General features: G+C 42.8%; 16 protein-coding genes. 4 read left to right on the top strand and 12 right to left on the bottom strand.

What is annotated here, in order from left to right:
- Nucleotides 1-8: 8 nt before the first annotated feature.
- From CH373_RS10215 to recN, 4 genes are all read right to left on the bottom strand, one after another.
- Complete coding sequence (locus CH373_RS10215) at nucleotides 9-2,900, bottom strand: BamA/OMP85 family outer membrane protein (protein WP_100713528.1); 2,892 nt, start codon at nucleotides 2,898-2,900, stop codon at nucleotides 9-11.
- A gap of 82 nt (nucleotides 2,901-2,982) precedes the next feature.
- A complete protein-coding gene (locus CH373_RS10210; protein WP_100713484.1) occupies nucleotides 2,983-3,438 on the bottom strand; it encodes an ExbD/TolR family protein in 456 nt (151 codons plus the stop codon).
- 5 nt (nucleotides 3,439-3,443) lie between these two features.
- Complete coding sequence (locus tag CH373_RS10205; RefSeq protein WP_100713483.1) at nucleotides 3,444-4,049, bottom strand: MotA/TolQ/ExbB proton channel family protein; 606 nt, start codon at nucleotides 4,047-4,049, stop codon at nucleotides 3,444-3,446.
- 131 nt (nucleotides 4,050-4,180) lie between these two features.
- A complete protein-coding gene (gene recN / locus CH373_RS10200) occupies nucleotides 4,181-5,887 on the bottom strand; it encodes a DNA repair protein RecN (RefSeq protein ID WP_100713482.1) in 1,707 nt (568 codons plus the stop codon).
- 331 nt (nucleotides 5,888-6,218) lie between these two features.
- On the opposite strand from recN, the gene CH373_RS10190 reads away from it, so the two are divergent.
- From CH373_RS10190 to CH373_RS10180, 3 genes are all read left to right on the top strand, one after another.
- Nucleotides 6,219-6,923 carry a histidine kinase gene (locus tag CH373_RS10190; protein WP_100713480.1) on the top strand — a complete coding sequence of 235 codons (705 nt, stop codon included), beginning with the start codon at nucleotides 6,219-6,221 and terminating at the stop codon, nucleotides 6,921-6,923.
- Nucleotides 6,913-7,683: an SDR family NAD(P)-dependent oxidoreductase gene (locus CH373_RS10185; protein ID WP_100713479.1), complete on the top strand. Its 771-nt coding sequence runs from the start codon at nucleotides 6,913-6,915 to the stop codon at nucleotides 7,681-7,683. Before CH373_RS10190 ends, CH373_RS10185 begins: the two co-directional genes overlap by 11 nt.
- Nucleotides 7,684-8,150: 467 nt before the next feature.
- Nucleotides 8,151-8,453, top strand: coding sequence for an ArsR/SmtB family transcription factor (locus tag CH373_RS10180; RefSeq protein ID WP_100713478.1), 303 nt, complete (start codon nucleotides 8,151-8,153; stop codon nucleotides 8,451-8,453).
- A gap of 123 nt (nucleotides 8,454-8,576) precedes the next feature.
- Here the strand turns inward: CH373_RS10180 and rfaD are convergent, their stop codons facing one another.
- The 4 genes from rfaD to queG are packed head-to-tail and all read right to left on the bottom strand — an operon-like array spanning nucleotide 8,577 to nucleotide 13,472.
- The gene (gene rfaD, locus CH373_RS10175) at nucleotides 8,577-9,539 is read right to left on the bottom strand and encodes an ADP-glyceromanno-heptose 6-epimerase (protein WP_100713477.1); all 963 of its coding nucleotides are present in this window, start codon (nucleotides 9,537-9,539) and stop codon (nucleotides 8,577-8,579) included.
- Complete coding sequence (locus tag CH373_RS10170; protein ID WP_100713476.1) at nucleotides 9,532-11,310, bottom strand: UbiD family decarboxylase; 1,779 nt, start codon at nucleotides 11,308-11,310, stop codon at nucleotides 9,532-9,534. Before CH373_RS10170 ends, rfaD begins: the two co-directional genes overlap by 8 nt.
- Entirely contained in the window at nucleotides 11,307-12,491 is a 1,185-nt protein-coding gene (locus tag CH373_RS10165) for an A/G-specific adenine glycosylase (protein ID WP_100734088.1), read from the bottom strand. The genes CH373_RS10170 and CH373_RS10165 overlap by 4 nt, the downstream gene beginning before the upstream one ends.
- A gap of 51 nt (nucleotides 12,492-12,542) precedes the next feature.
- Entirely contained in the window at nucleotides 12,543-13,472 is a 930-nt protein-coding gene (gene queG, locus CH373_RS10160; protein ID WP_100713474.1) for a tRNA epoxyqueuosine(34) reductase QueG, read from the bottom strand.
- 17 nt (nucleotides 13,473-13,489) lie between these two features.
- Between queG and CH373_RS10155 the strand changes: the two genes are divergently transcribed.
- Nucleotides 13,490-13,867 carry an LIC_11502 family protein gene (locus tag CH373_RS10155; protein ID WP_100713473.1) on the top strand — a complete coding sequence of 126 codons (378 nt, stop codon included), beginning with the start codon at nucleotides 13,490-13,492 and terminating at the stop codon, nucleotides 13,865-13,867.
- 6 nt (nucleotides 13,868-13,873) lie between these two features.
- On the opposite strand, the gene CH373_RS10150 is transcribed toward CH373_RS10155, so the two are convergent.
- From CH373_RS10150 to CH373_RS10135, 4 genes are all read right to left on the bottom strand, one after another.
- Entirely contained in the window at nucleotides 13,874-14,797 is a 924-nt protein-coding gene (locus CH373_RS10150; RefSeq protein ID WP_100713472.1) for a DUF350 domain-containing protein, read from the bottom strand.
- Nucleotides 14,798-14,810: 13 nt separating this feature from the next.
- Nucleotides 14,811-15,566 carry a type I methionyl aminopeptidase gene (map, locus tag CH373_RS10145; protein ID WP_100713471.1) on the bottom strand — a complete coding sequence of 252 codons (756 nt, stop codon included), beginning with the start codon at nucleotides 15,564-15,566 and terminating at the stop codon, nucleotides 14,811-14,813.
- Nucleotides 15,567-15,571: 5 nt separating this feature from the next.
- Nucleotides 15,572-15,805 carry a hypothetical protein gene (locus CH373_RS10140; protein ID WP_207761458.1) on the bottom strand — a complete coding sequence of 78 codons (234 nt, stop codon included), beginning with the start codon at nucleotides 15,803-15,805 and terminating at the stop codon, nucleotides 15,572-15,574.
- Nucleotides 15,806-16,042: 237 nt separating this feature from the next.
- Nucleotides 16,043-19,852 (bottom strand): SpiroCoCo family coiled-coil protein, encoded by a 3,810-nt coding sequence (locus CH373_RS10135; protein WP_100734087.1) that lies wholly within the window; start codon nucleotides 19,850-19,852, stop codon nucleotides 16,043-16,045.
- Nucleotides 19,853-19,895 lie beyond the last annotated feature (43 nt).

The following is a 19,895-nucleotide window of genomic DNA, read 5'->3' as shown; positions in this document are numbered from 1 at the left end:
CCCAAAACTTAGAATCGATAATCTCCGATCCCGAAAACGAACTGAAACGCGCGGTCCGATTCGTACCTGGAGAACGGAGCCAAAGGATCTCCTGTATATCTAAGCTTTTGTGCAAAATAAATACGTAAAGGTAAAACTGGGATCTGAATCCTGAGTCCAATTCCCCAAGAGTAGCGCAGACGATCCAAAGACACATTATCCGAAGCCAAAACAAGTCTTCGAGGATTGTTCAACTCATCAAAGGTAACGTCTGCCCTTTTTCCATTTTGAGGATTTCTCTCGTTTTTCAAATACCAAGCCTTGTTATCCTTAGCGATTTCATTATCTCGATCCGTAATATAACTGTCGTAGTAATCTTTCTTCAGACCGGTTGCTCGGTTCACTTCTTCGTAGAGCGCTCCCGCGTCCAAGAAAATAACTAACCAGAGTAAGCTGGGTTCAATTGGAATCCTGAGTTCAGAACCGAATAAAATCCTGTGAGCCGCTCCGTCCCTCCATTCCGTCGGAAACTTTGCGTCGTTATAAAACCAACCTCTCAAAGATTCGTAACCACCTAAGATCAATAAATCTTGAGGTCGAATGTACGGGTCCTGAATCGGATCTTGCTTTCCATAACGAGGGGCTCTTTGGAAGGTGAATACGTCGGAAGTACGGAACTCCTGCACGACTCTCCACCTTCTTAGCATATTATTTCGGAGCAGACCTCCGAAAGTGAAGTCGAACCAAGTGTGATAATATTCGGCAGTCACTCTATACTGGTCAAAGTGAGAAGCACCACCCAAATACTGACCTACGTTGTCCACTTGGAACAGTAAGTTATATCCCTGAGTAGCATTGAATACGTTATCACGAATATCGTACACGATTCCGTTAGTGATCTGGGATCGGAATTGCCAACCCCGCCTAACGTTCGCTAACACAGCATCCGAAACCAAAGCAGTCGGATTCGAATATGAGTAAAAAGCTGGAGTGTATCTATGAAAGTGAGTCCAGTTCGTGAAAAGCCTATGCGCGATCCCTGCAGTAAAACCCACCCCATTGTTATCATAGGTGGCTCTTTCTGTAATTGCTGCTTGAGAGTTTTCGGTGATCGTAACTGTAGAGTTTGCTCCTACGAAGACGCTTCTGGAGAAATAAAAAAGCGAAAGAGTCAAAGACCAAGGCTTGTCATACAGCCAAGGCTCTGTCCAAGAAATCTGGAAGTATCTTCTAAAAGGACCGAACTCCAAACGTCCGGATACTTTCTGTCCGGTTCCATTCAGGTTGTTTTCACCTAACTCTGTAAAGATGGTAAAGCCGGTGATCGTTCCGTAACCGCCCCCCATCGAGACCGTTCCAGTCGGTTGCTCCAACACTTCGATGATCAGGTTCATCTTCGTGTCATCCGAACCCGGTCTCATGTTAAAGTTTACTTCTTTAAAGTAGCCAAGGTTAAATATCCTTTCACGAGAGCGGTTCACCATTCCGGAATCGAACAAGTCCCCTGTTTTAAACAGAAGCTCCCTTCGAATCACTTTGTCTAGAGTCTTCTTATTCCCTTTGATGATTACGTTTTCGATTCTTGCTAGATTGTTTTCGCGGATCGTGAAATCCACGTGAACGAATTTCCTACCCCTCAGCTCTGGATTTCTAGTATAAAGTTCTCTTAATCTTCGAATGCTTAACTGTTTGTACTCGGATTCGCAAAGTTTTCTCTCTTCTTCCGATTTTCGAGCGTAGCAATTCTCATAATATTCCAAGCTTTCCGGATCCAAAGAGATCACTTTTCTCCTTGGAATCACCTGAGCGAAAATATGTCCTTTCGATCCGTAAATTTCGTTCACGTAGGCTCTATCTCTTGCAAATCTTGCCTCGTCGAAGATTTCGCCTACGTCCTTGCCAGAATAATCCAAATTCTTTTCGATTTCGCCAGCAGTGAACAACGGAACCAGTTTGTCTTTCGGAGTCTCTGGAGGATTTTTCTCTTTGTTTAAGAAAAGGGGTCTGCCTTCAGAATCGGTAGTCATGTCGTGGCCAACTGTGTAACCGTTGAAATAATAGATCTGACCTTCGTAAAACTTTAGATTTACGATGATCACCCTTCTATCTTTCTTTTCCGGATTTTCCCAGCGGATCTCCCAACCGGTTCCTTCTCTCAATAACTCCGCGTCCAGATATCCTTTGCTCTTTAGATATGCTACGAGAACTTCTTTGTCTTTTTCGAAGGAACTCTCTTTAAAGTTTCCACCTTCGAACAAGCCCTCTTCTTTCATCTCCATCAAGCCGAGAAGCTCGGATGTTTCTACCGCTTCGTTTCCGTAAATATTAATCTTTGCAACCGGAATCTCTTCGCCTTCGTCTATGATGAATCTTACCTTCACCAAATTTGTTTTCGGATCAATTTTTCCGAGTTCGGTTTTTACGTACGCGAGAAAGAAGCCTTCGTCCCTGTATTTTTGCAGGATCAAATCCCTAGACTTCGCAACCTTTTCCGCAGTGATGACCTCGTTGTCCTTCAGAGGCATCTTTTCCCTTAAGTCCGCTGGAAATACTTCGTCGGCACCAACGAATTCTACTTCTTTGACTCTCGGTCTTTCTCTCAGTTCTATAACGATGCGAACTCCGTCCTCGAGATCTTCCGCTTGGATGTCTACGTAGTAGAAAAAGCCGGAAGCAAAGAGAGTCTTGAGGTCCCTGTCCACAATTCCTTTTCCTAGAATTTTGCCAGGTCTCATTTCAATGAGAGATTCTATATCCGAGTTGGAAGTGTTCTTATTTCCTTTGAAGGTTACCTCTTTAATAACCTTCCCAAAATACTCATTTCTCTTGGAGAATAGTTCAGATATCTCCCCCGAAAAAAACACAGAGCCGGTAAGGAAAAAAATAGTGAGGTACTTGTATAATTGACTCTTTCTTTTCAATTCTTGCTCGTAACCATCTTTTCGCCTGGCGAAAGTCAAACTCTCCCGATTGGCCTACTTCCAGCCAACCTGGATAGCGCGCTTATTGACCTCCGGGCTGACGAACCATTGCCAAATTGAAACGAGTTACTCCCGCTTCATTTACCTTATCGATGACTTTTACAATGGTCTGATAATTTGCAGACCCATCACCGCGAATGATCACCCTATTCTTGTTCGCTTCTCGTTTCTCTTCTGGACCCATGAAAATCTTTATCTTATCTGTTAACTTTTCAATGGGAACCGGTTCTGTGTCTTTGTCTAGAAAGATTTTGCCGTCTTTATTGATCGTGATCACTAACTCGTCTTTTTTCTTTTCTTGAGCGATACTCGAAGATCTAGGCAATTCAATCTTTACGACTGTGGATTTTTCTAAAGTGGCGTTCATCAAGAAGTAGATTACGATAAAACAGATCACATCGATAAGCGGGGCCAATTCGATCTGCCCTGCTTTTGTTCCGCCCGCTCCTGTAAATCTGCTAGACTTCCTGAAATTCATAACAATTACTTTAAGTACTTTAATGCTTGGTCAGAGATGGTTTCCATTTCGGAAATCGCGTCTTCCTTTCTCTTCTGAAAGAAATTATAAAAAATATAGGCCGGGATTGCGATCGCAAGTCCCATAGCTGTGGTAATCAGAGCCTCGCTGATCCCTACTTCCGCCCCTCTCGTACCAGAACCTTCTGCAAAGGAACGAATAATTCCGAGAACCGTCCCCAATACACCTAACAATGGAGAAATCGTAGCGATCGTCCCCAGAGCGGAGAGAAACTTATCCATTCTCTGGATCTGTCCGAGACCTTGGGACAAAATTTCATCTTCTACCCCAGAAGTATTCTTGCGATATTGAGAAATCGCAGCCTGCACCACTAACGAAGTAGGACCTTGGCTTAGATTCTTGAGAAGTTCAAATGCACCATCATAGTTTTTATCTTTGAGAAGGTCTTTTACCTTCCTCCACTCGTCAGGAGAAAGTGCCTTCCAGCGGGTAAAGAAGATTAATCTTTCGATAATAATCGTAAATCCAATAATGGACACGAGTAGAATCAGAATCGGTACTGTTTCCGGTGGTATAATGGAAACTAAGGAGTCCGTTTTGGCAAGGATCATGTCTGTTTAGGTTCTCCCTGGTGTAGGGTTTCCGAGTAGGTCGGTACTGCCAAACGATTTTTAAAGGAAAGATCCCTTTTTACCCCTGAAGAAGAAATCTTTCCTTTTTTCAGCTACTAGAAGTTTCAGTATTATCCAACTTTCTTTCTGAGTAACTCCTTCGCGTGGTCCAGAGCACCTTTGGACACATTTTGACCCGAGATCATCCTTGCGAGTTCCAAAGTCCTTTCTTGCATCCCTAAAAATTCTACTTCCGAGACTGTCCTTCCTTCGTTGACTCTCTTTTGTACTTTTAAGTGATGATCTGCTGCTGCAGCGATTTGCTGCAAATGTGTCACCAATAGAATTTGGTGGGTCTTTGCAAGAACCGAGAGCTTCTTTGCGACATCGATTGCGATTTCACCACCTAATCCGGAATCAATTTCATCGAATACTAACATTCTTCCGTCATAGTTTGAGCCGAGTACGCTTTTGATTGCGAGCATTACCCTCGAGATCTCTCCACCAGACGCGATTTTGCGCAATGGTCTAGGCTTCTCGCCCGGATTCGGACTAAAATAGAATTCCGCCTGGTCCAGCCCAAATTCGCTTACCAGATAGGATTTTCCTTGGGATTGGACTTCTCCTTCTGGACTGGCCTCCCAACGAAGCACTACTTGGATTCCTGCACCTTGCATTCCCAAGAATTGCAATTCGGCTTTTAACCTTGCTTCAAATTTTACCAAGGATTCTCTTCTGGCTCGGGAAAGTTGCAGGCAAAGCTGAGCTAGTTTTTCTGTAGCTTTTTTCTTCTCTCTTTCTAGAGAAAGTTTTGAATCCAAGTTTTGCTCTAGAGCTTCCAGTTCTCCTTCTGCTTTTTTTTGAGATTGAAGGATCTCGGAAACCGAAGCGCCATACTTCTTTTTTAGTTTGTGAATCAAGTCCAAACGTGATTGCACTAGCGCAAGACGATCCGGAGAAAAGAATACTTCTTCTTTCTGGTCCTGGACATTCTCTATGATTTCCCGAATTTGAGAATATACCTCCTGCAACGAAGAATCAATCTCTCCAAAACTAGGATGTATATTCTTAATCTTCTCTGCGGCTCCTAAAACCTTCGGAAAGGCTGAGACCACAGAGCCTTCTGCCTCGAAAAGAATTCCGGAGATCAATTCCAAATTCTCACATAGCTTTTCTCCGTGAGTCAGCAGGTTCTCTTCCTGGAGAAGTTCCTCTTCTTCTCCTTCCTTTAATTTAGCAGTTTGGATTTCCTCAATCTGGTACTCTAGGATTTCCTTCTTTCTATTTTTATCTTCTCGGTTCGCTTCCAGTTCTTCTAGCCTTTTTCGAAGGCTTCGGTAGGTTAAGAAACCCTCCTTTACTTCCTGTCTTAGGGGAAGATTTCCGGAGTACATATCAAGAATATCTAGTTGTTGTGCCTTTTCCAAAAGTAGAATCTGATCGTTTTGGTTATGTACCTCTGCAAGTAATTCTCCCAAGCTTTTCAAGAGCTGTATCGAACCTAGAGTATGATTGATCTGGATTTTAGATTTTCCATCTCTAGAATATTCTTTGCGAAGTATTAGTTCATTCCCTGAAATCTGGATTCCTTTTTCCGAGAGCCATGTCTTTGCAGAAGGATTTCCGCTTATATCCACTACTGCCTCCAGCAAATAGCGATCTGATCCGGTTCGAATGTCCATTGTACTGCTTCTACCGCCTAACAGAGAAGAAATAGCGTCTAGAAGTAAGGATTTTCCGGACCCGGTTTCTCCGGTGATGGCAGTCAGACCGTTCCGAAAATCAATCTGAGCAAATTCAATTAAAGTAAAATCTTTGATCACCAATGTTTGTAACATGACCTTAACCCAAATAAGAGATACCTATTCTTTCGTATAGTGCTTATTATTTGTAAAGGTATTTTTTGTTAGGCTTTTCTTTTTTTTCTAGTGATCGAGGAAGCTTGCAAAAGTGAACTCGATGGTTTGGAACGAAAACTGTTTGGATCCAATCGAAAAGCCTTATACAAGAAAATGGAAATAAAGGATTCTTTAAACCAAGGTTCCGGCCGAAACTTGCCTTCTACCGGGAAATGGTTTTCGAAAACGAGCTCGTTCGGGAGCAGATTTTTGATTGATTGATGGAAGGAAACGTTGAAACTGACCTCGAACTTCCTATCGAAGGACGGGCATGGCAAAGAGTTTTAAACAACTAGACGCCCAGTTAAGCGAATACATTCGAACCAGATCCAGAATTTCGGTTCAGTCTTCTCGAATGAACGCAAAGCTGGAAAAGTATGTGTTGAGAATCTTGACCGAGGTGCTGGAAAAAGTCGGGCAATCCCGGTACATAGAAATGCTCTACACCATCACAAAAGAGATGGCGATTAACGGGGTCAAAGCCAATCAGAAAAGAGTATTCTTCGAAGATCTAGGCCTGGATATCCAAAATGCAGAGCATTATGACAAAGGCCTAGCCCAATTTAAACAAAACTTCTCCGAAAAGATGGCAGACGAATACGGGAAGCGCTGCCTCGCCCGAGGAGTGTATGTAAAAATTAACGTTACATACACCACGGATGGATTAGTTGTAGAAGTAATCAATAATACCCCCGTCATCGAGATAGAAGAGACAAGGATGAGGGAAAAGATTAAGAACGCGATGGGATACAACGATATCGCGGAGTTCTACATGGACAATATGGACAATACCGAAGGCGCTGGCCTCGGAATTGCTCTGATCATGATTCTTCTAAAGAGCGAAAATATTGATCCAAATTTATTCCGAATCCAAACCCAAGCATTAGAAACTACTGCAAGGGTAGAAATTCCATTCACAGACAACTACGTCACCATTCGAAGCAAGGAAGTAAAAGGAAACAACGTTGCACATTAAAGGAAAGACGGCCGTTATTACCGGCTCGGCCGGAGGCTTAGGTAAAGCCATGGCTGAACATTTTGCAAAATTAGGGGCAAATATCGTTCTATCCGATATTTCCGAAGAAAAGTTAAGCGCTGCACTCAAGGACATCCAATCCCTAGGGGCCAAAGCAATCGCAGTCAAAACAGACGTTTCCAAGGAAGCAGACGCAGAAAAACTGATGCAGGAAGCGGTCTCTCAGTTCGGAAGTTTGGACATTGCGGTTTTAAATGCAGGAATTTTAAGAGACGGACTTTTGATCAAAACGGACAAGGCTTCGGGAAAGGTTCAGTCCAAAATGAGTCTTTCTGATTGGCAGGCTGTGATCGATGTCAATTTGACTGGAGTTTTCTTAACTGGAAGAGAAGCAGCTGTTCAAATGATACAGACTGGTTCTAAAGGAGTAATCATTCCAATCGCATCCGTTTCTATGCACGGGAATCCCGGACAAACGAATTATTCCGCAGCAAAGGCAGGTGTAGCTGCCATGACAAAACTTTGGGCAAAAGAATTGAGTCGGTACGGAATTCGAGTCGCAGGAATTGCACCTGGATTCATCGCCACGGAAATGGTAATGAAAGACATGAATCCGGAAGCATTAAAAAAATGGGAAGCTTTGATTCCAATCGGAAGGCTAGGACAGCCTGAAGAAATTGCAAGTACTGCTGCATTTATCGCAGAGAACGAACTTGTAGATGGAGTCGTATTGGAAATTTCCGGCGGAGTAAAAATCTAAGGAATTTCAGAAAAACAGAATATAAATTGTTTCGCTGCAGTTATGCCTGCAGCGAAAATTACAAGCCTCCCAGCTATTCCTTCTTTCCTTAAATTAGGTTTCTCTTTATTCCATTTTTTGAAGGGATTTTAATCAGCCCGATTCCGGTCAATTACTTTTTTACAATTTATCTATCGATTTTTATCAAACGATTTCTGAATCACTATTCCGAACGGCTAGTTAAAAACGTTTTTCGAATTAATATTTTCGTGATGGATGAAGGAAAATACAATTCCATAATATTAGAAAATAACCCTAATTCCATATCAGAATAAACAATAATTCTAATTTGTTTTACCTTATTTATATCATAATTATTTCATAATTTACATGAATATTCTATTGTTAAAAACCCACCTATTCTCGGGAAATTCTTGATTAATTCTAGGTCTGGTCTATTATGGAATCAAAATAAAAGAAGGAAACAAATGGCAGCCCAAAAGTTAGAGATTAAGAAGAACCAACTGGACTCGACCATCCGTGGACTGAAAGCAGTTGCTCACCCCGATAGACTTAAAATCCTGCTCTACCTTTCCAAGAAAGAGCATAGCGTAGGAGAATTAGTAGACGCACTAGGTATCAGCCAGTCAGCGGCATCACAACATCTTAGCAAGATGAAAGAAGCTGGCTACCTTGGAAGCAAAAAGGTTTCTAATCAGGTGTTCTACTCGATTCGGGATCAAAAATTTAAGAGTTTTGCGAAACAGCTTTTACAGATTTTCGTAAAATAATCGGTTTCTAAAATATCAGGCTTTCCTATCAGAAAGAAAGTCTGATATTTCCAATAATGTCTTCCGAACGGCGTTTTGGTGAAAAATCGATTTCGCCTCACTTGCTCTTCGATTTTCCTTCGTTTAATCCTTTCCTAATAGAGCAACGTAGTCCGCAACCGCCTCTTCCAGGCTAGTAAATCCATCCTTGTACCCGGTTTCGCTCAATTTGGTAGTTTCTGCTTTTGTAAAATACTGGTATTTTGGCTGAAGACTTTCCGGCATTTCCACAAATTCTATGTTAGGTGTTCTTCCCATCGCTTTAAATAAGGCTCCGGTCAAAGATAACCAGGTTTCTGCGATTCCTCTTCCTACATTATAAATCCCGTAATGATCCCCAAATAGCAAATGCAGGCATATTTTTGCCGCATCTTTTACATACAAGAAATCCCTTTTTTGTTCTCCGTCCTTATATTCCGGTTTGTAGGATTTGAATAACTTGAGCTTTCCTTCTGCGAGAACCTGTTCGTATCCTTTTAAAACGACGGACCTCATATCACCCTTGTGGGCCTCACCGAAACCGAATATATTGAAAAATTTCACTCCGGTAATCTTGGATAAATATCCCTTTTTATCCGCGTAGAGATCGAACATCTGCTTAGAATAGCCGTACATATTCAGAGGCTTTAGATGCTGGATCGATCCTGTATCGTCATACCCGAATTCTCCGTCTCCATACGTCGCCGCGGAAGATGCGTACAAGAATCTAACCCCCCTTTTGAGGCAATTCTCTGCGAGTATTTTTGTGTATTCGTAATTGTTCTCTATCAGATAGGATGCGTTAGTTTCCGTTGTGGAAGAACAGGCACCCATATGAAGTACATGTGTTGTACCTTTTAGAAATTTTCCTTTTCGGATCCGATTCAGAAAATCCTGTTTTTCTAAATAATCGGAATATTCTAGGCCTCTCAGATTTTTCCACTTTTGAGACGTGCCAAGATGATCTACGATCAGAATATCTTTTATTCCTCGGCTATTGCAGAGTCGCACTAGGTTGCATCCGATCAAGCCCGCTCCGCCGGTGATAACGATTCTTTTTTTAGCCATGATCTCCATTCGTAGGGATAGATTTCAAAAGTCTACCAAATCTATCTTCAACTCTACTGACAACTTTCGGGTCGCTCTCTAAAACCGGGGGATACCAATCCTTCATTCTACAGTCTGCGACCATGACTGGCTGAAAGGATAAATGATTTCGAACAACTTCTGTCTTTCCGTAAATATCGGAGGCAGGCTCAAAGCGAGTAAAGATATGCCAAATAAAATCATGATCCGATTGTACAGCGGCCTCGGCGTCATCGACTAAGAATGCGAAAGTGAATTCTTGAATTGCGGCTTCTTTGAGTAACTCTAGAGCAACTGTGTCACCCGAACGAAACTTCGGCCCTGAAATCACCAAGACCCCCGGGCAATAAATTTTCACTGTTCCGAACCGCTTGGATTTGAGAGCACTCGGAAGTTTTGTAGGAAGGTCTCTGGTCACCGGACCGACTCCGAGGAACACGGCTTTGCTTCCTTCGTTTACCTTCGGTCCAGTATAGTCTAAAGTATCTTGGGAGATATTGGAAAAAATATGCAGATCGGTTCTAGGATTCATTCTTTCTAAAATCGTAATGAATGTTTTTTTAAAGTCTTTTAGCGAGATTTCCTGATCTGTTACTAATAAGACTTTCGTCAGCGAAAGCTGGCCTTCTCCTAGAATGCGGAGAGCTCCCATAAAGGCTTCTTTTTTGTATCTCTCTTTTACGATTGCAGCCGCCAGAGAATGTACTCCGGATTCTTCGTATGCCCATACTCCCCTTACCTGAGGCATCACGATCGGAAACATAGGGGAAAGTAAATCTTGCAGATATTCCGCGATCCAGTGGTCCTCCTGCGGAGGCCTTCCTACGACTGTCGCCGGCCAGATTGCATCCTTTCTGTGAAAGATGCGATCGACTTCAAAAACCGGATAATCGTGCTGTAAGGCATAGTATCCGTAATGGTCTCCAAAAGGACCTTCCGGCTTACGTATCTTAGGCGGTATTCTTCCGATGATCGCGAAATCTGCATCTGCCACGATCGGGTAAGAGGAAATTTTATTTCTCTTAGTCCACCGCAATTTTTCTCCCAATAATAGGGACGCGAGAAGAAACTCGCTAATTTCTTCCGGCAGTGGAGCAACCGCTGCAATTGTTAGAGCGGGAGGACCTCCTACATAGATATGAGCTTGCAGAGACTGATCTTTTTGTTCCGCTTCGTTGTAATGGAATCCGCCTCCTCTATGAATTTGTATATGCATCCCGGCCAATTTAGGCGCGTGAAATTGGATTCTATACATTCCAAGGTTTCCTTTTCCTGTGTTCGGGCTTTCCGTGTACACAAGTGGAAACGTAATAAATCTTCCGGCATCCAAAGGCCAAGACTGGATTGCCGGCAAATCTTCCAAAGAATTCTGCTCCGATTCTAACACCGGAGCTTTTCGTACTTTCTTGAGGCCGATTTTAAACGCAGACCAAGCGAGGGATTTTGCCTCCCAAATCGAGCGAAAAGAAGGAGGCATATTTTCTTTGATCGTCTTCGCAACTGATTGCACAAATTTCTCGGGATCCTGCCCGAATGCGATCCGTATTCTGTTAGAGGAGCCGTACAAATTTGTGGCCACGGAAAAAGAAGATCCTTTTACTTTGCGGAAGAGCAAAGCAGGACCCCTCTTTGCAACGACCCTTCTTTGGATCTCTGCCAATTCCAAAATCGGATCCACTTCCTCCTCGATGACGAAAAGTTCTTTGCGAAGCGATAGTTCTTTCAAAAAATCTGAAGTAGATCTTAGGCTCACTTTTTTTTCCTTTGGTAGTTCAGTCCAAAGAGCGAATCTCCGACCGAGCCAATTTCTTTGAGAATCTTTCTAGATATGGAAGAAGGAAACTCTGTTTCCAAGTGATTCCAGTCACACCATTTTACATCGATTTGTAGCTCTTCTAGATTTCCACTCAATGCATGTTCCTCTTTTTGGTTCAGAACCATTTCCGAAAGATATCCGGTAATTTTGTGATGCGTGATTGTGTGAGAAAACTGTATCTGCAAATCTCGCGCTGATTCGCTTTTTACTAAAATCGGATCCAGGTTGTAGGGACTCTCTCCCTCCCAATGATACGGCAAAGAATAGATCGTTTTAAAAAATCTGCGTTTTGGAGTTCGCAGGAGTAGAATTCCACTCGGACCGCGAACCAATAGAAAACGAATTCCCAATCTCACTTCCTGATTTTTTTTGCGAACTTCCAAAAGATCGTTTTGCTTTCCCTCTCTAAAGGCAAGACAATCTGCCTGGAGAGGACAGTTAGAACAGATAGGCACGGGAAGACAGATCCTCGCTCCTAATTCCATTACAGCTTCGTTATGATCTCCCGGAAAGTTTTGGTCCAGAAAACGATCCGCAATTTTTTGTAAGATAGAATCCGAATTTATAGAAGCGACCTTTGCAGGAGCTACTTCTCCAGATTTTTTTCCGGAGTTCTGGTCAAACAGCGCAAGTCTAGAAAGTACGCGCTTTGCGTTTCCATCCAATACAGCAAAGGGAAGTTGATAAGAAATAGATAATATTGCCCTCGCGGTGTAAGGTCCTACACCTGGTACAGATAGAGCCTCTTCCAAAGTCTTAGGAAATACACCATCGTATTCCTCCTGAATTTTCTTTACACCTTTGTGTAAGTTTTTCGCTCTAGAATAATAGCCGAGCCCTTTCCAGTACCGAAGGACCTCCTCTTCGTCGGAAGAGGCAAGTTCTCCCATATTCGGGAATCGTTCCATAAATCTTTCGTACAAGGGAAGCATTGCATTGACCCTTGTTTGCTGCAGCATGATTTCGCTCACCCAAGTGGAGTACGGAGTTCGATTCTTTCGAAAAGGCAGATCCCTTTTTTCCTTATAAAACCAATCTCTGAGCCTTTGCTTTGTGGTTTGGCCGAGCGCCTCTTGGTTATAAAAGTCTAAGGTGGAATCCTTGGATTTCTTAGGCATGGTCCATTCCTATTCAGAAGCAGGGTGACAAGACGAAAAGTAGTTTTTTGTTTATAAATTCTCAATATTCCTTCGGTACTTTTTGAATCCGATTCGTAAAACCGCTGAATCCGAAAAAAAGGAAGTAAACTCGTCTTCCGTAAGCCGAAGCAATTTTTCCGGCTCTTCTATAAAATGTGCTTTTGGTTTGAATTCCGGAATAGCGGTCCGTACTTTTCTACTCTTCGCTTTCACACGATTCCAAGGACATACCTCTTGGCAAATATCGCAACCGTACAACCAACCGTGCAGACTTGTTGCCTCTTCCGATTTGTCTTCAATGTTTCGGTAAGAAATGCACTTTCTCGCATCGATTCGATACGGCTCCAAAGCAGAAGTAGGACAAGCGCGTATGCAAAGATCGCAAGTGCCGCACCGATCCTTCGCTACTGTAGATTCAATCCGCAAAGGAAGATCCGTAAAAATCGTACTTAGAAAAAAGAAAGATCCAAAATCCTCGTGAATGAGATTCGTGTTTTTTCCAATCCATCCGATTCCGGCTTCTCTAGCCAAAACTTTTTCCGGAACCGGCAAAGAATCTACTCCGTGTCGAAATTGATTCTCCGGAAATCGGGTTCGAAGTACTTCCAGCAAGGACTTGGTTCTTTTCCTCAAAACTGAATGATAGTCCTCTCCCATCGCGTATCTGGAAAATCGAAACTTAGATCGATCCAATTTTGCTTCCGAATCCTCGTCATAATAAACTGCACCTAGCACCAAAACAGACTCGGGAGAAAATCCCAGACCTTCCAGCTCCAGTCTCAGATTCATATTTTTCGGATACCAATTCATTGTTCCGAATCTTCCTTCTTGGACCCATTGTAAGATATTTTTCTTATCGGAATTAGGAACGAGTGCCTTCGCGGCTCCGACCAATTGGAAGCCGTTTTGAAATGCGATCTTTTCTAGATCTGGGAGAAGTTCTTTACTTTCCAATACCATAAGCTGAAACTTTAACTATGAAAGAAGACGATTCGGCAGAATACCAAGATTCTTTGCCGATACTTGCCGGTAAAATTCCGCTAGACGATTTGTTAAGGGCAACCAAAGAAGCCGGGATTGTAGCGGCCCAGAAAAATTCTTCTCCTCTCAATCGATGTATTTTAGCAGGAATTTTGGGAGCTCTCCACGGTTTTTCGGAGAGAGAACTTTCTCCCTTTTTACCTACACATATTTCTCTTTTTCCAGAAATCAAAGAGGAACTCACCAAGGCCATCACCGAAAACCCACCTAATCCAGAAGAAATCCAAATCTGGCTAAAAGAATGCTTCGAATACGGAATTAAAAAAGTATACCACTTAGAATGGAAACTTTATTCTTCCCAAGAACTCTACTGAACTGACCTAAACCGCAAAGAAGATAATCGAAGAAAACGCAATCAACACGACTGCTTCCAGTAAACCAGCACCGAAGTTTTGGTCGTTATGAATTTCTTGCTTCAAAGTAGACCCGGGCAAAATCACCCAATCTGCAAAATAGTGCAATACTGGGACAACTATGAATGCGATCACTAGATCCATCAGTAGCAAAATACTCGTCTGAGAAAACGAAGTAAATTCCTTAAATAAAGCGCGAGTCAGTAGAATCCCGATCGCAATCAAGGCACCCGCAAAGGCGGTTCCAGCTGCCAAGTTTTGTTTTCCTTCCAATTCTTCTTTTAGATTATAAGGAATCCATAATTTATAATAAAAAGAAAACAGCACGATCGCGACTTGACCGATTGCAAAAAATAAAACGGACAAAATCATTCCTTCCAAAGTTCGTTCTACCAAGGGAGGAAGCCCCAAGCCGATTCCATTCGGAAATACTTTGGAACTAATATTACCGTTCAATGCCGCTGCGATAAAAAAGGAACTAGCAATCGTTCCCCCAAAGAGTACGGTTCCGACCGCAAGATTCTTTTTTTCATAGATCTCTTCTTCTGCATCGATGCGAATTAGGATCAGTCCGTCGTTGATTTTTTGGGAAAGAAGAAGAAGTAGAACACCTAACAAAGAATAAGCGCCGACTTGGATTAGATCACCTTTCAAGTCGTTGACGCTTCCGGGATCACTCACAACCGTGATAAAAATAATAATAATCCCAAGATAAAATCCGGAAAGACTCAGTGCGAGCGCGCTGTTATCCGAACGAACTAGCTCTTCGTCCAGTTTTTTGGGCTCTAACCAGTCTTTGAATTTTTTGCCGAGATAAAAGACGAAGAACCCGAGTGCAAAGAAAGCTAAGTCCTTTCCTAACAAAGAAAGATATTTCCAGACAAAATCCATGTGCTCCAGAATACTACGGAGCAGTCAAAATTTCATAGCCTTTTTCGGTGACCAACACAGTATGCTCGAACTGAGCGGACCATTTCCCGTCTTTGGTGGTTACGGTCCAACCATCCTTCTTCGAGAAAATCACTTCCCAAGTGCCCAGATTTACCATGGGCTCTACCGTGAAAGTCATCCCTGGCTCTAGTTTCGCCAATTTCCGGCTGGTTCGAAAATGCGGCACTTGAGGCTCTTCATGGAAACCTCTTCCGATTCCGTGGCCCATTAGATCTCGTACAATGCCGTAACCTTTGGGAGTCAGGTAATCATCGATCGCATTTGCAATATCGCTAATTCGATTTCCGGGTTTGACCTGTTCGATCCCGACCCACATTGCTTTCTCTGTATCTTCTACCAGAGTCTGCACTTCTGGGCTTGTCTTTCCTCCGACAATAAAAGTCCGCGAAGAATCTCCATGGTACCCATCCACAATCGGAGTGACATCCACGTTGATAATATCACCCTCTTTCAGTATGTCTATGGCCTTGGGAATTCCATGGCAGACCACATTATTTATGGAGGTACAGACGGACTTGGGAAAACCTTTGTATCCCAAGGGAGCAGACTTAGCTCCATTTTTTCTCGTGAACTCTTCGCAAAGATCGTTAAGTTCTAAAGTATTCACTCCGGGTTTGATATACCCGGATATGTACTCCAAGAGTCTGGCGGCCAGCTTTCCTGCCGCCCTCATTTTATCGATTTCGCTCTTGTTTTTGATATAAATCAAAAAACTTAGAAGTCGGTTGGGCGAACCGTAGTCCGTTTGTTGGACTCAGTGCGCTTTAACGCATCATCGATTAATGCGTACAACTTTTCATTCAAACCATCGACTGCATCCCCAGAAGTCATGAACCCTTTGGATTTGATATAGGCTTTCACCTTACTTGCGACGATGAGGGTATCCTTTTCAGCGTTTTGAGCCATGGAACTCTTCCTCTTAACTGTAGTTTTTTTCTTTTGTACCATATCCAATTTTTGCCGGGGAGCTCTTTCTCCTTTTCTGTAAGTTCTTATAGAAGGTACTCAGTACTTAGAAAGATACCATTCCAGAATACCCTCAAAAAAGGAATCATTTTCAGAAGAGCTCAATGGATTTTCAGTATATCCTTTTTTCTTTCGGCAACCTCCATTCCATTTTCCCAATGCATGATACGAAGTTGAAACGAGACATATTTGCGTCGAATGGAAAGGTCAAGAAAAAAATCATCCCTTTTTCGCTGCCTCGCTTTGTAGTATTGTCTGAACTAAAGAAGTTTCCAAGCCTAACTTCTCTGCGATCGTTTCTGCCGACCAATGAAAGTTATGATACAAATTTACTACGGTAGCCTTCTTTCTTTGGACCAACGGATTGCTCTCTGAGTTTCGACTTCCTTTTTTATTTGTCTGACTCATTGAGCTGGTAGACTGAACTACATCCAGAAAAGACGATAACTTTTCGAACGTATCCTCCGCCTCGGTCAACAAACTTTCCAGTTCGTCCTTGATTGTGGTCGCACCGTCTTTCAGGTCATCAACTCTTTGCTGTAGAGTTGAAATCTGTTTATGACGCTCGGATAATTCGAGCATCAGGTCTTCTATTTTATCAAACTTTGCTTCAACGGATAAGATTTCTTCTTTTCTACCGGCGAGATTCTCCAGACGTTCATCCGTTTTTCGTAATGTATCTGAAATTTCCCTTTCTCTCGCTTCGATGACTGCGATTTCCTTTTCGATATCTCGTACTCTCTGGGATACTCTTCCGGAATTTTCTTTTTGGTCGCTCGCATCGTCGGCAAGACTGCGGATTTCTTCTCTTACTTCATCCAAGTGACCGAGTCTGTTTTCCAGATCTAGGAACCGAGCCTCCATTTCAAATGCTCGTTCACCGGCTTGCTCCAACTTTTGGTAGGCGTCTTCCCAGCGCTCAGACTCTTCCATGATCTTAGAGAATTGTTCCTGGAGGGCACTGGCTTTCTCTTCTACCGATAAAATTTCTGCAGAATTCTCTTCTGCTTTCTGTAATTTGTATTCTAGTTCCGATTGAACTTGTTTCAATTGGACTAGTCTGGATTCCAGCTCGTTCGTGCTTAGCTCGTATCCGCCTGCCGCCTGTAGTGAAATTCTCAGTTCATTCTGGAATTCCTCAGCTTGGCGCAACAAGTCCCTTACGTCGGCGAATAAACTGGACTGAGATGCAAGCAGGGAAACCTTCTCGGAAAGGTCATCGACGTATTCCTTCAGATGATCCGACTCCTTTTCCAATTCTTGCATCAGATCCGATTTGGCTTCTCTTATCTCGAGCAAGTCCTCTTTCAAATCTTTTTGTAGATTTCTGTGCTCTTCTTGCGCGATCCTAAACTCTTCTTTGCCGTTACGAAGGATTTCCTCAGAAGAGGCTTCTATTTCGTTTAATAAAATGCGCACCTGGTACTGGAACCCTTTCATTTGGTCGTCGCTTTCTTTTTTCGCGTCTTTGAGCGAATCTTCCAGATTCCGTTTTACTTCCTGCAGGTGTTTTGCGATCCGATCTTCGAGTTGGCTCAGGTGAATTTGTCCCTTGTCCACTAATGCAGAAAGCTGTTTGCTTATTTTGGAATCGATAGTTCCGTTTAAGCGACTGATCTTCTCTTCTTGTCTTTCGAAGAATTCTTGTCCGGATTCCCGCAATCTTTCGAGTACTCCAGACGCTTCCTCTGCAGAACGGCTTAGATTTTGCTCGGTCTGGTTCCGGATTTTTTCTGCCTGAGTTTCTAAAAGTTTTTCATTTTTTCTTAATAGAGAATCCAGCCTTTCGCCGATCTCCATGTATTCATTTTTCAGAGATGAAGAAATACTTTGGCCTTCTTGTTTGAGTTCACCGATCGATTCCAGTATTTCTTCTTGTACATCGTCTCCCTCGCGCTTGATATCCTTGATCTTTTCAAAGATCTCTTCTTTGGCCTGGTCTCCCTCTCTCTTGATCTCTTTGATTCGTTCAGAAAGCTCGTCCCTGATCAAATCCCCTTCCCGTTTGACATCCTTGATTCTTTCGGAAAGTTCTCCCTGGACTTGATCCCCTTCTCTCTTGATACCTTTGATTCTTTCAGAAATTTCTTCTTTGACTTGGTCTCCCTCAAGCTTGATCTCTTTGATCCGTCCAGAAATTTCTTCTTTGACTTGATCCCCCTCGAGTTTGATCTCTTTGATCCGTCCGGAAATTTCTTCTTTGACTTGGTCTCCCTCGAACTTGATCTCTTTGATTCTGCCTCGGAGTTCTTCCTTGGCATCATCGCCTTCTTTTCTAAAATCGGTTTTGTATTTAGAGACGAAATCTTCTATCTTATCTTTTTGGATTGTGTATTCTTTGCCGAATTGTTCTAGGACTTCGGTCCCTTTAAAATGAATTTGTCCTAGTCTTTCTTCCAAGCCCAAGATGGCTTCTTTGGTTTGGTTTTTAAGAGTTACGAATTCTTCTTCCCAAGAGCGTCCGAAATGCTCCAAACGTTGGTCCATCTTACGGAATTCGGTGTCGATAGCGCTCTCGATCTGGTCTACTTTCTGTTCCGCATCGGAAAGGATATCTCCAGCGCTTTCCTCTAATGCGGAGCGGATATCCTTCACGTAGGAATCCATCTCTTTCATTCTGTTTGAAACCTGACCGTCGAAATTGCGTATATTTTCTCGGATCAGCTCCCATTCCTTTTTGAAACTGTCCGAACTTTCGGAATGCGCCAAATGTAGCTCTTTTTGCAGAGACTCGGAGATCTCTTCGATTTTACTTCTGGCTTTTTTCTCTTCGTCCGAGCGAGCAGTTTCCAGAGAAGCGTGGAACTCCTTCAGTCCGATTAGGATTTCTTTCTTCAGGTCATCCGCTTCGGTTCTGAGTGAAGAACTGATCCGATTGAATTCTTCTTCGAAAGAATCGATTTGGCGCATGAGCTCCGATTTGCGGGCATCCGCTTGCTTTAACAGTTTGTTTTCTGCTTCCAGATATTTTTCCTGGAATACATTGATCGAATCGTTGATCGACTCAGCCTGTCTTCTTGTTTCGTTTAAGATTTCGTCTCTCCGAGTCAGAGTCTCGAGACTCATGCCTTCGATTTCTCTCCGAATCGAATCGATCTCTAACTTGACTCCATTTAGGAATGCTTCTTTGGAGTGAATGACTTGCTCCAAAATTTGTTCATATTTTTGTTTCAGAATTCCTTCGGATCTCACAAAGGATTCTTCTAATTTACGATCTGCGCTCTCCGCCTTTTCTTCGACTCGTACATCCAAGCGATCCAGTTTATCGTTGATGGATACAAATGCGGTTTGGATTCTTTCGGTTCTAGCCTCGAGGTCCTGTTCCCTCGCTTGGATAGATTCCAACAGAGAATTTACTTCTTCTCGCGCAAGATCTACCTTTCCGACCGTGTCATGCATGATAGACTTGGAGTGGGCTTCCAATTTTTGACGATAAGCCTCGCCCAAAGAATCCAGACCCTCTTCTACTCGATCTGCTTTGGTTTCGAGCAAGCCTTCCAACTCTACGATTTTAGCTGCTAAAGATTGCAGAATATCGTCCGAACGAAGATTCAATTTTTCCTGAAACGCTTCCAGAATTGCTTCGGCTTCAGATCTCAGCTCTTGGATTCGAATCCCTACCGATTGCAAATCTCTCTTTCCTAGTTCTAGGCGACTATAGCCCTCTTGAATGGACTCGGATTCTTGTCGGATCTCCGTAGAAAGCTTGACCACTTCCTTTAAGTCTTGGGCGACCCCGTTTAGGAATTCACGGTTGGAACGAATTGTATCTAATAAATGGCGAGATTCATCGTTTAGAGTGCGAACTTCTTCGGCGAGTTTTCTAGTTTGTTTTAAGGTGATCTCAAGTTCGATTCCAGAATCCTTGACAGTTTGCACCTTCTCTAACGCAATTTCTTGCAATTCTTCCTGAAGTTTTCCAGTGTATCTCTTGATTTGGCTGAGCTTATAGTTAGATTTATCCATTCTACGGAGTAAAATGGTAACACCGACGCTCGCTAGGAAAGGGAAAAGAAGTTCTAGGCCCATAGTTTAGAGACCTTTAGCAAAGGCTCGAAAAAAGTCCTGTTTT

Source organism: Leptospira perolatii (assembly GCF_002811875.1).
Taxonomy (GTDB): Bacteria; Spirochaetota; Leptospiria; order Leptospirales; family Leptospiraceae; genus Leptospira_B; species Leptospira_B perolatii.
This window is presented reverse-complemented; position numbering and strand designations above follow the sequence as displayed.

Coding starts and splice junctions, on each gene's coding strand:
- CH373_RS10210 (WP_100713484.1), bottom strand. CDS start 3,438: ATGAATTTCAGGAAGTCTAGCAGATTTACAGGAGCGGGCGGAACAAAA.
- CH373_RS10205 (WP_100713483.1), bottom strand. CDS start 4,049: ATGATCCTTGCCAAAACGGACTCCTTAGTTTCCATTATACCACCGGAA.
- recN (WP_100713482.1), bottom strand. CDS start 5,887: ATGTTACAAACATTGGTGATCAAAGATTTTACTTTAATTGAATTTGCT.
- CH373_RS10190 (WP_100713480.1), top strand. CDS start 6,219: ATGGCAAAGAGTTTTAAACAACTAGACGCCCAGTTAAGCGAATACATT.
- CH373_RS10180 (WP_100713478.1), top strand. CDS start 8,151: ATGGCAGCCCAAAAGTTAGAGATTAAGAAGAACCAACTGGACTCGACC.
- rfaD (WP_100713477.1), bottom strand. CDS start 9,539: ATGGCTAAAAAAAGAATCGTTATCACCGGCGGAGCGGGCTTGATCGGA.
- CH373_RS10165 (WP_100734088.1), bottom strand. CDS start 12,491: ATGCCTAAGAAATCCAAGGATTCCACCTTAGACTTTTATAACCAAGAG.
- queG (WP_100713474.1), bottom strand. CDS start 13,472: ATGGTATTGGAAAGTAAAGAACTTCTCCCAGATCTAGAAAAGATCGCA.
- CH373_RS10155 (WP_100713473.1), top strand. CDS start 13,490: ATGAAAGAAGACGATTCGGCAGAATACCAAGATTCTTTGCCGATACTT.
- CH373_RS10150 (WP_100713472.1), bottom strand. CDS start 14,797: ATGGATTTTGTCTGGAAATATCTTTCTTTGTTAGGAAAGGACTTAGCT.
- CH373_RS10140 (WP_207761458.1), bottom strand. CDS start 15,805: ATGGTACAAAAGAAAAAAACTACAGTTAAGAGGAAGAGTTCCATGGCT.
- CH373_RS10135 (WP_100734087.1), bottom strand. CDS start 19,852: ATGGGCCTAGAACTTCTTTTCCCTTTCCTAGCGAGCGTCGGTGTTACC.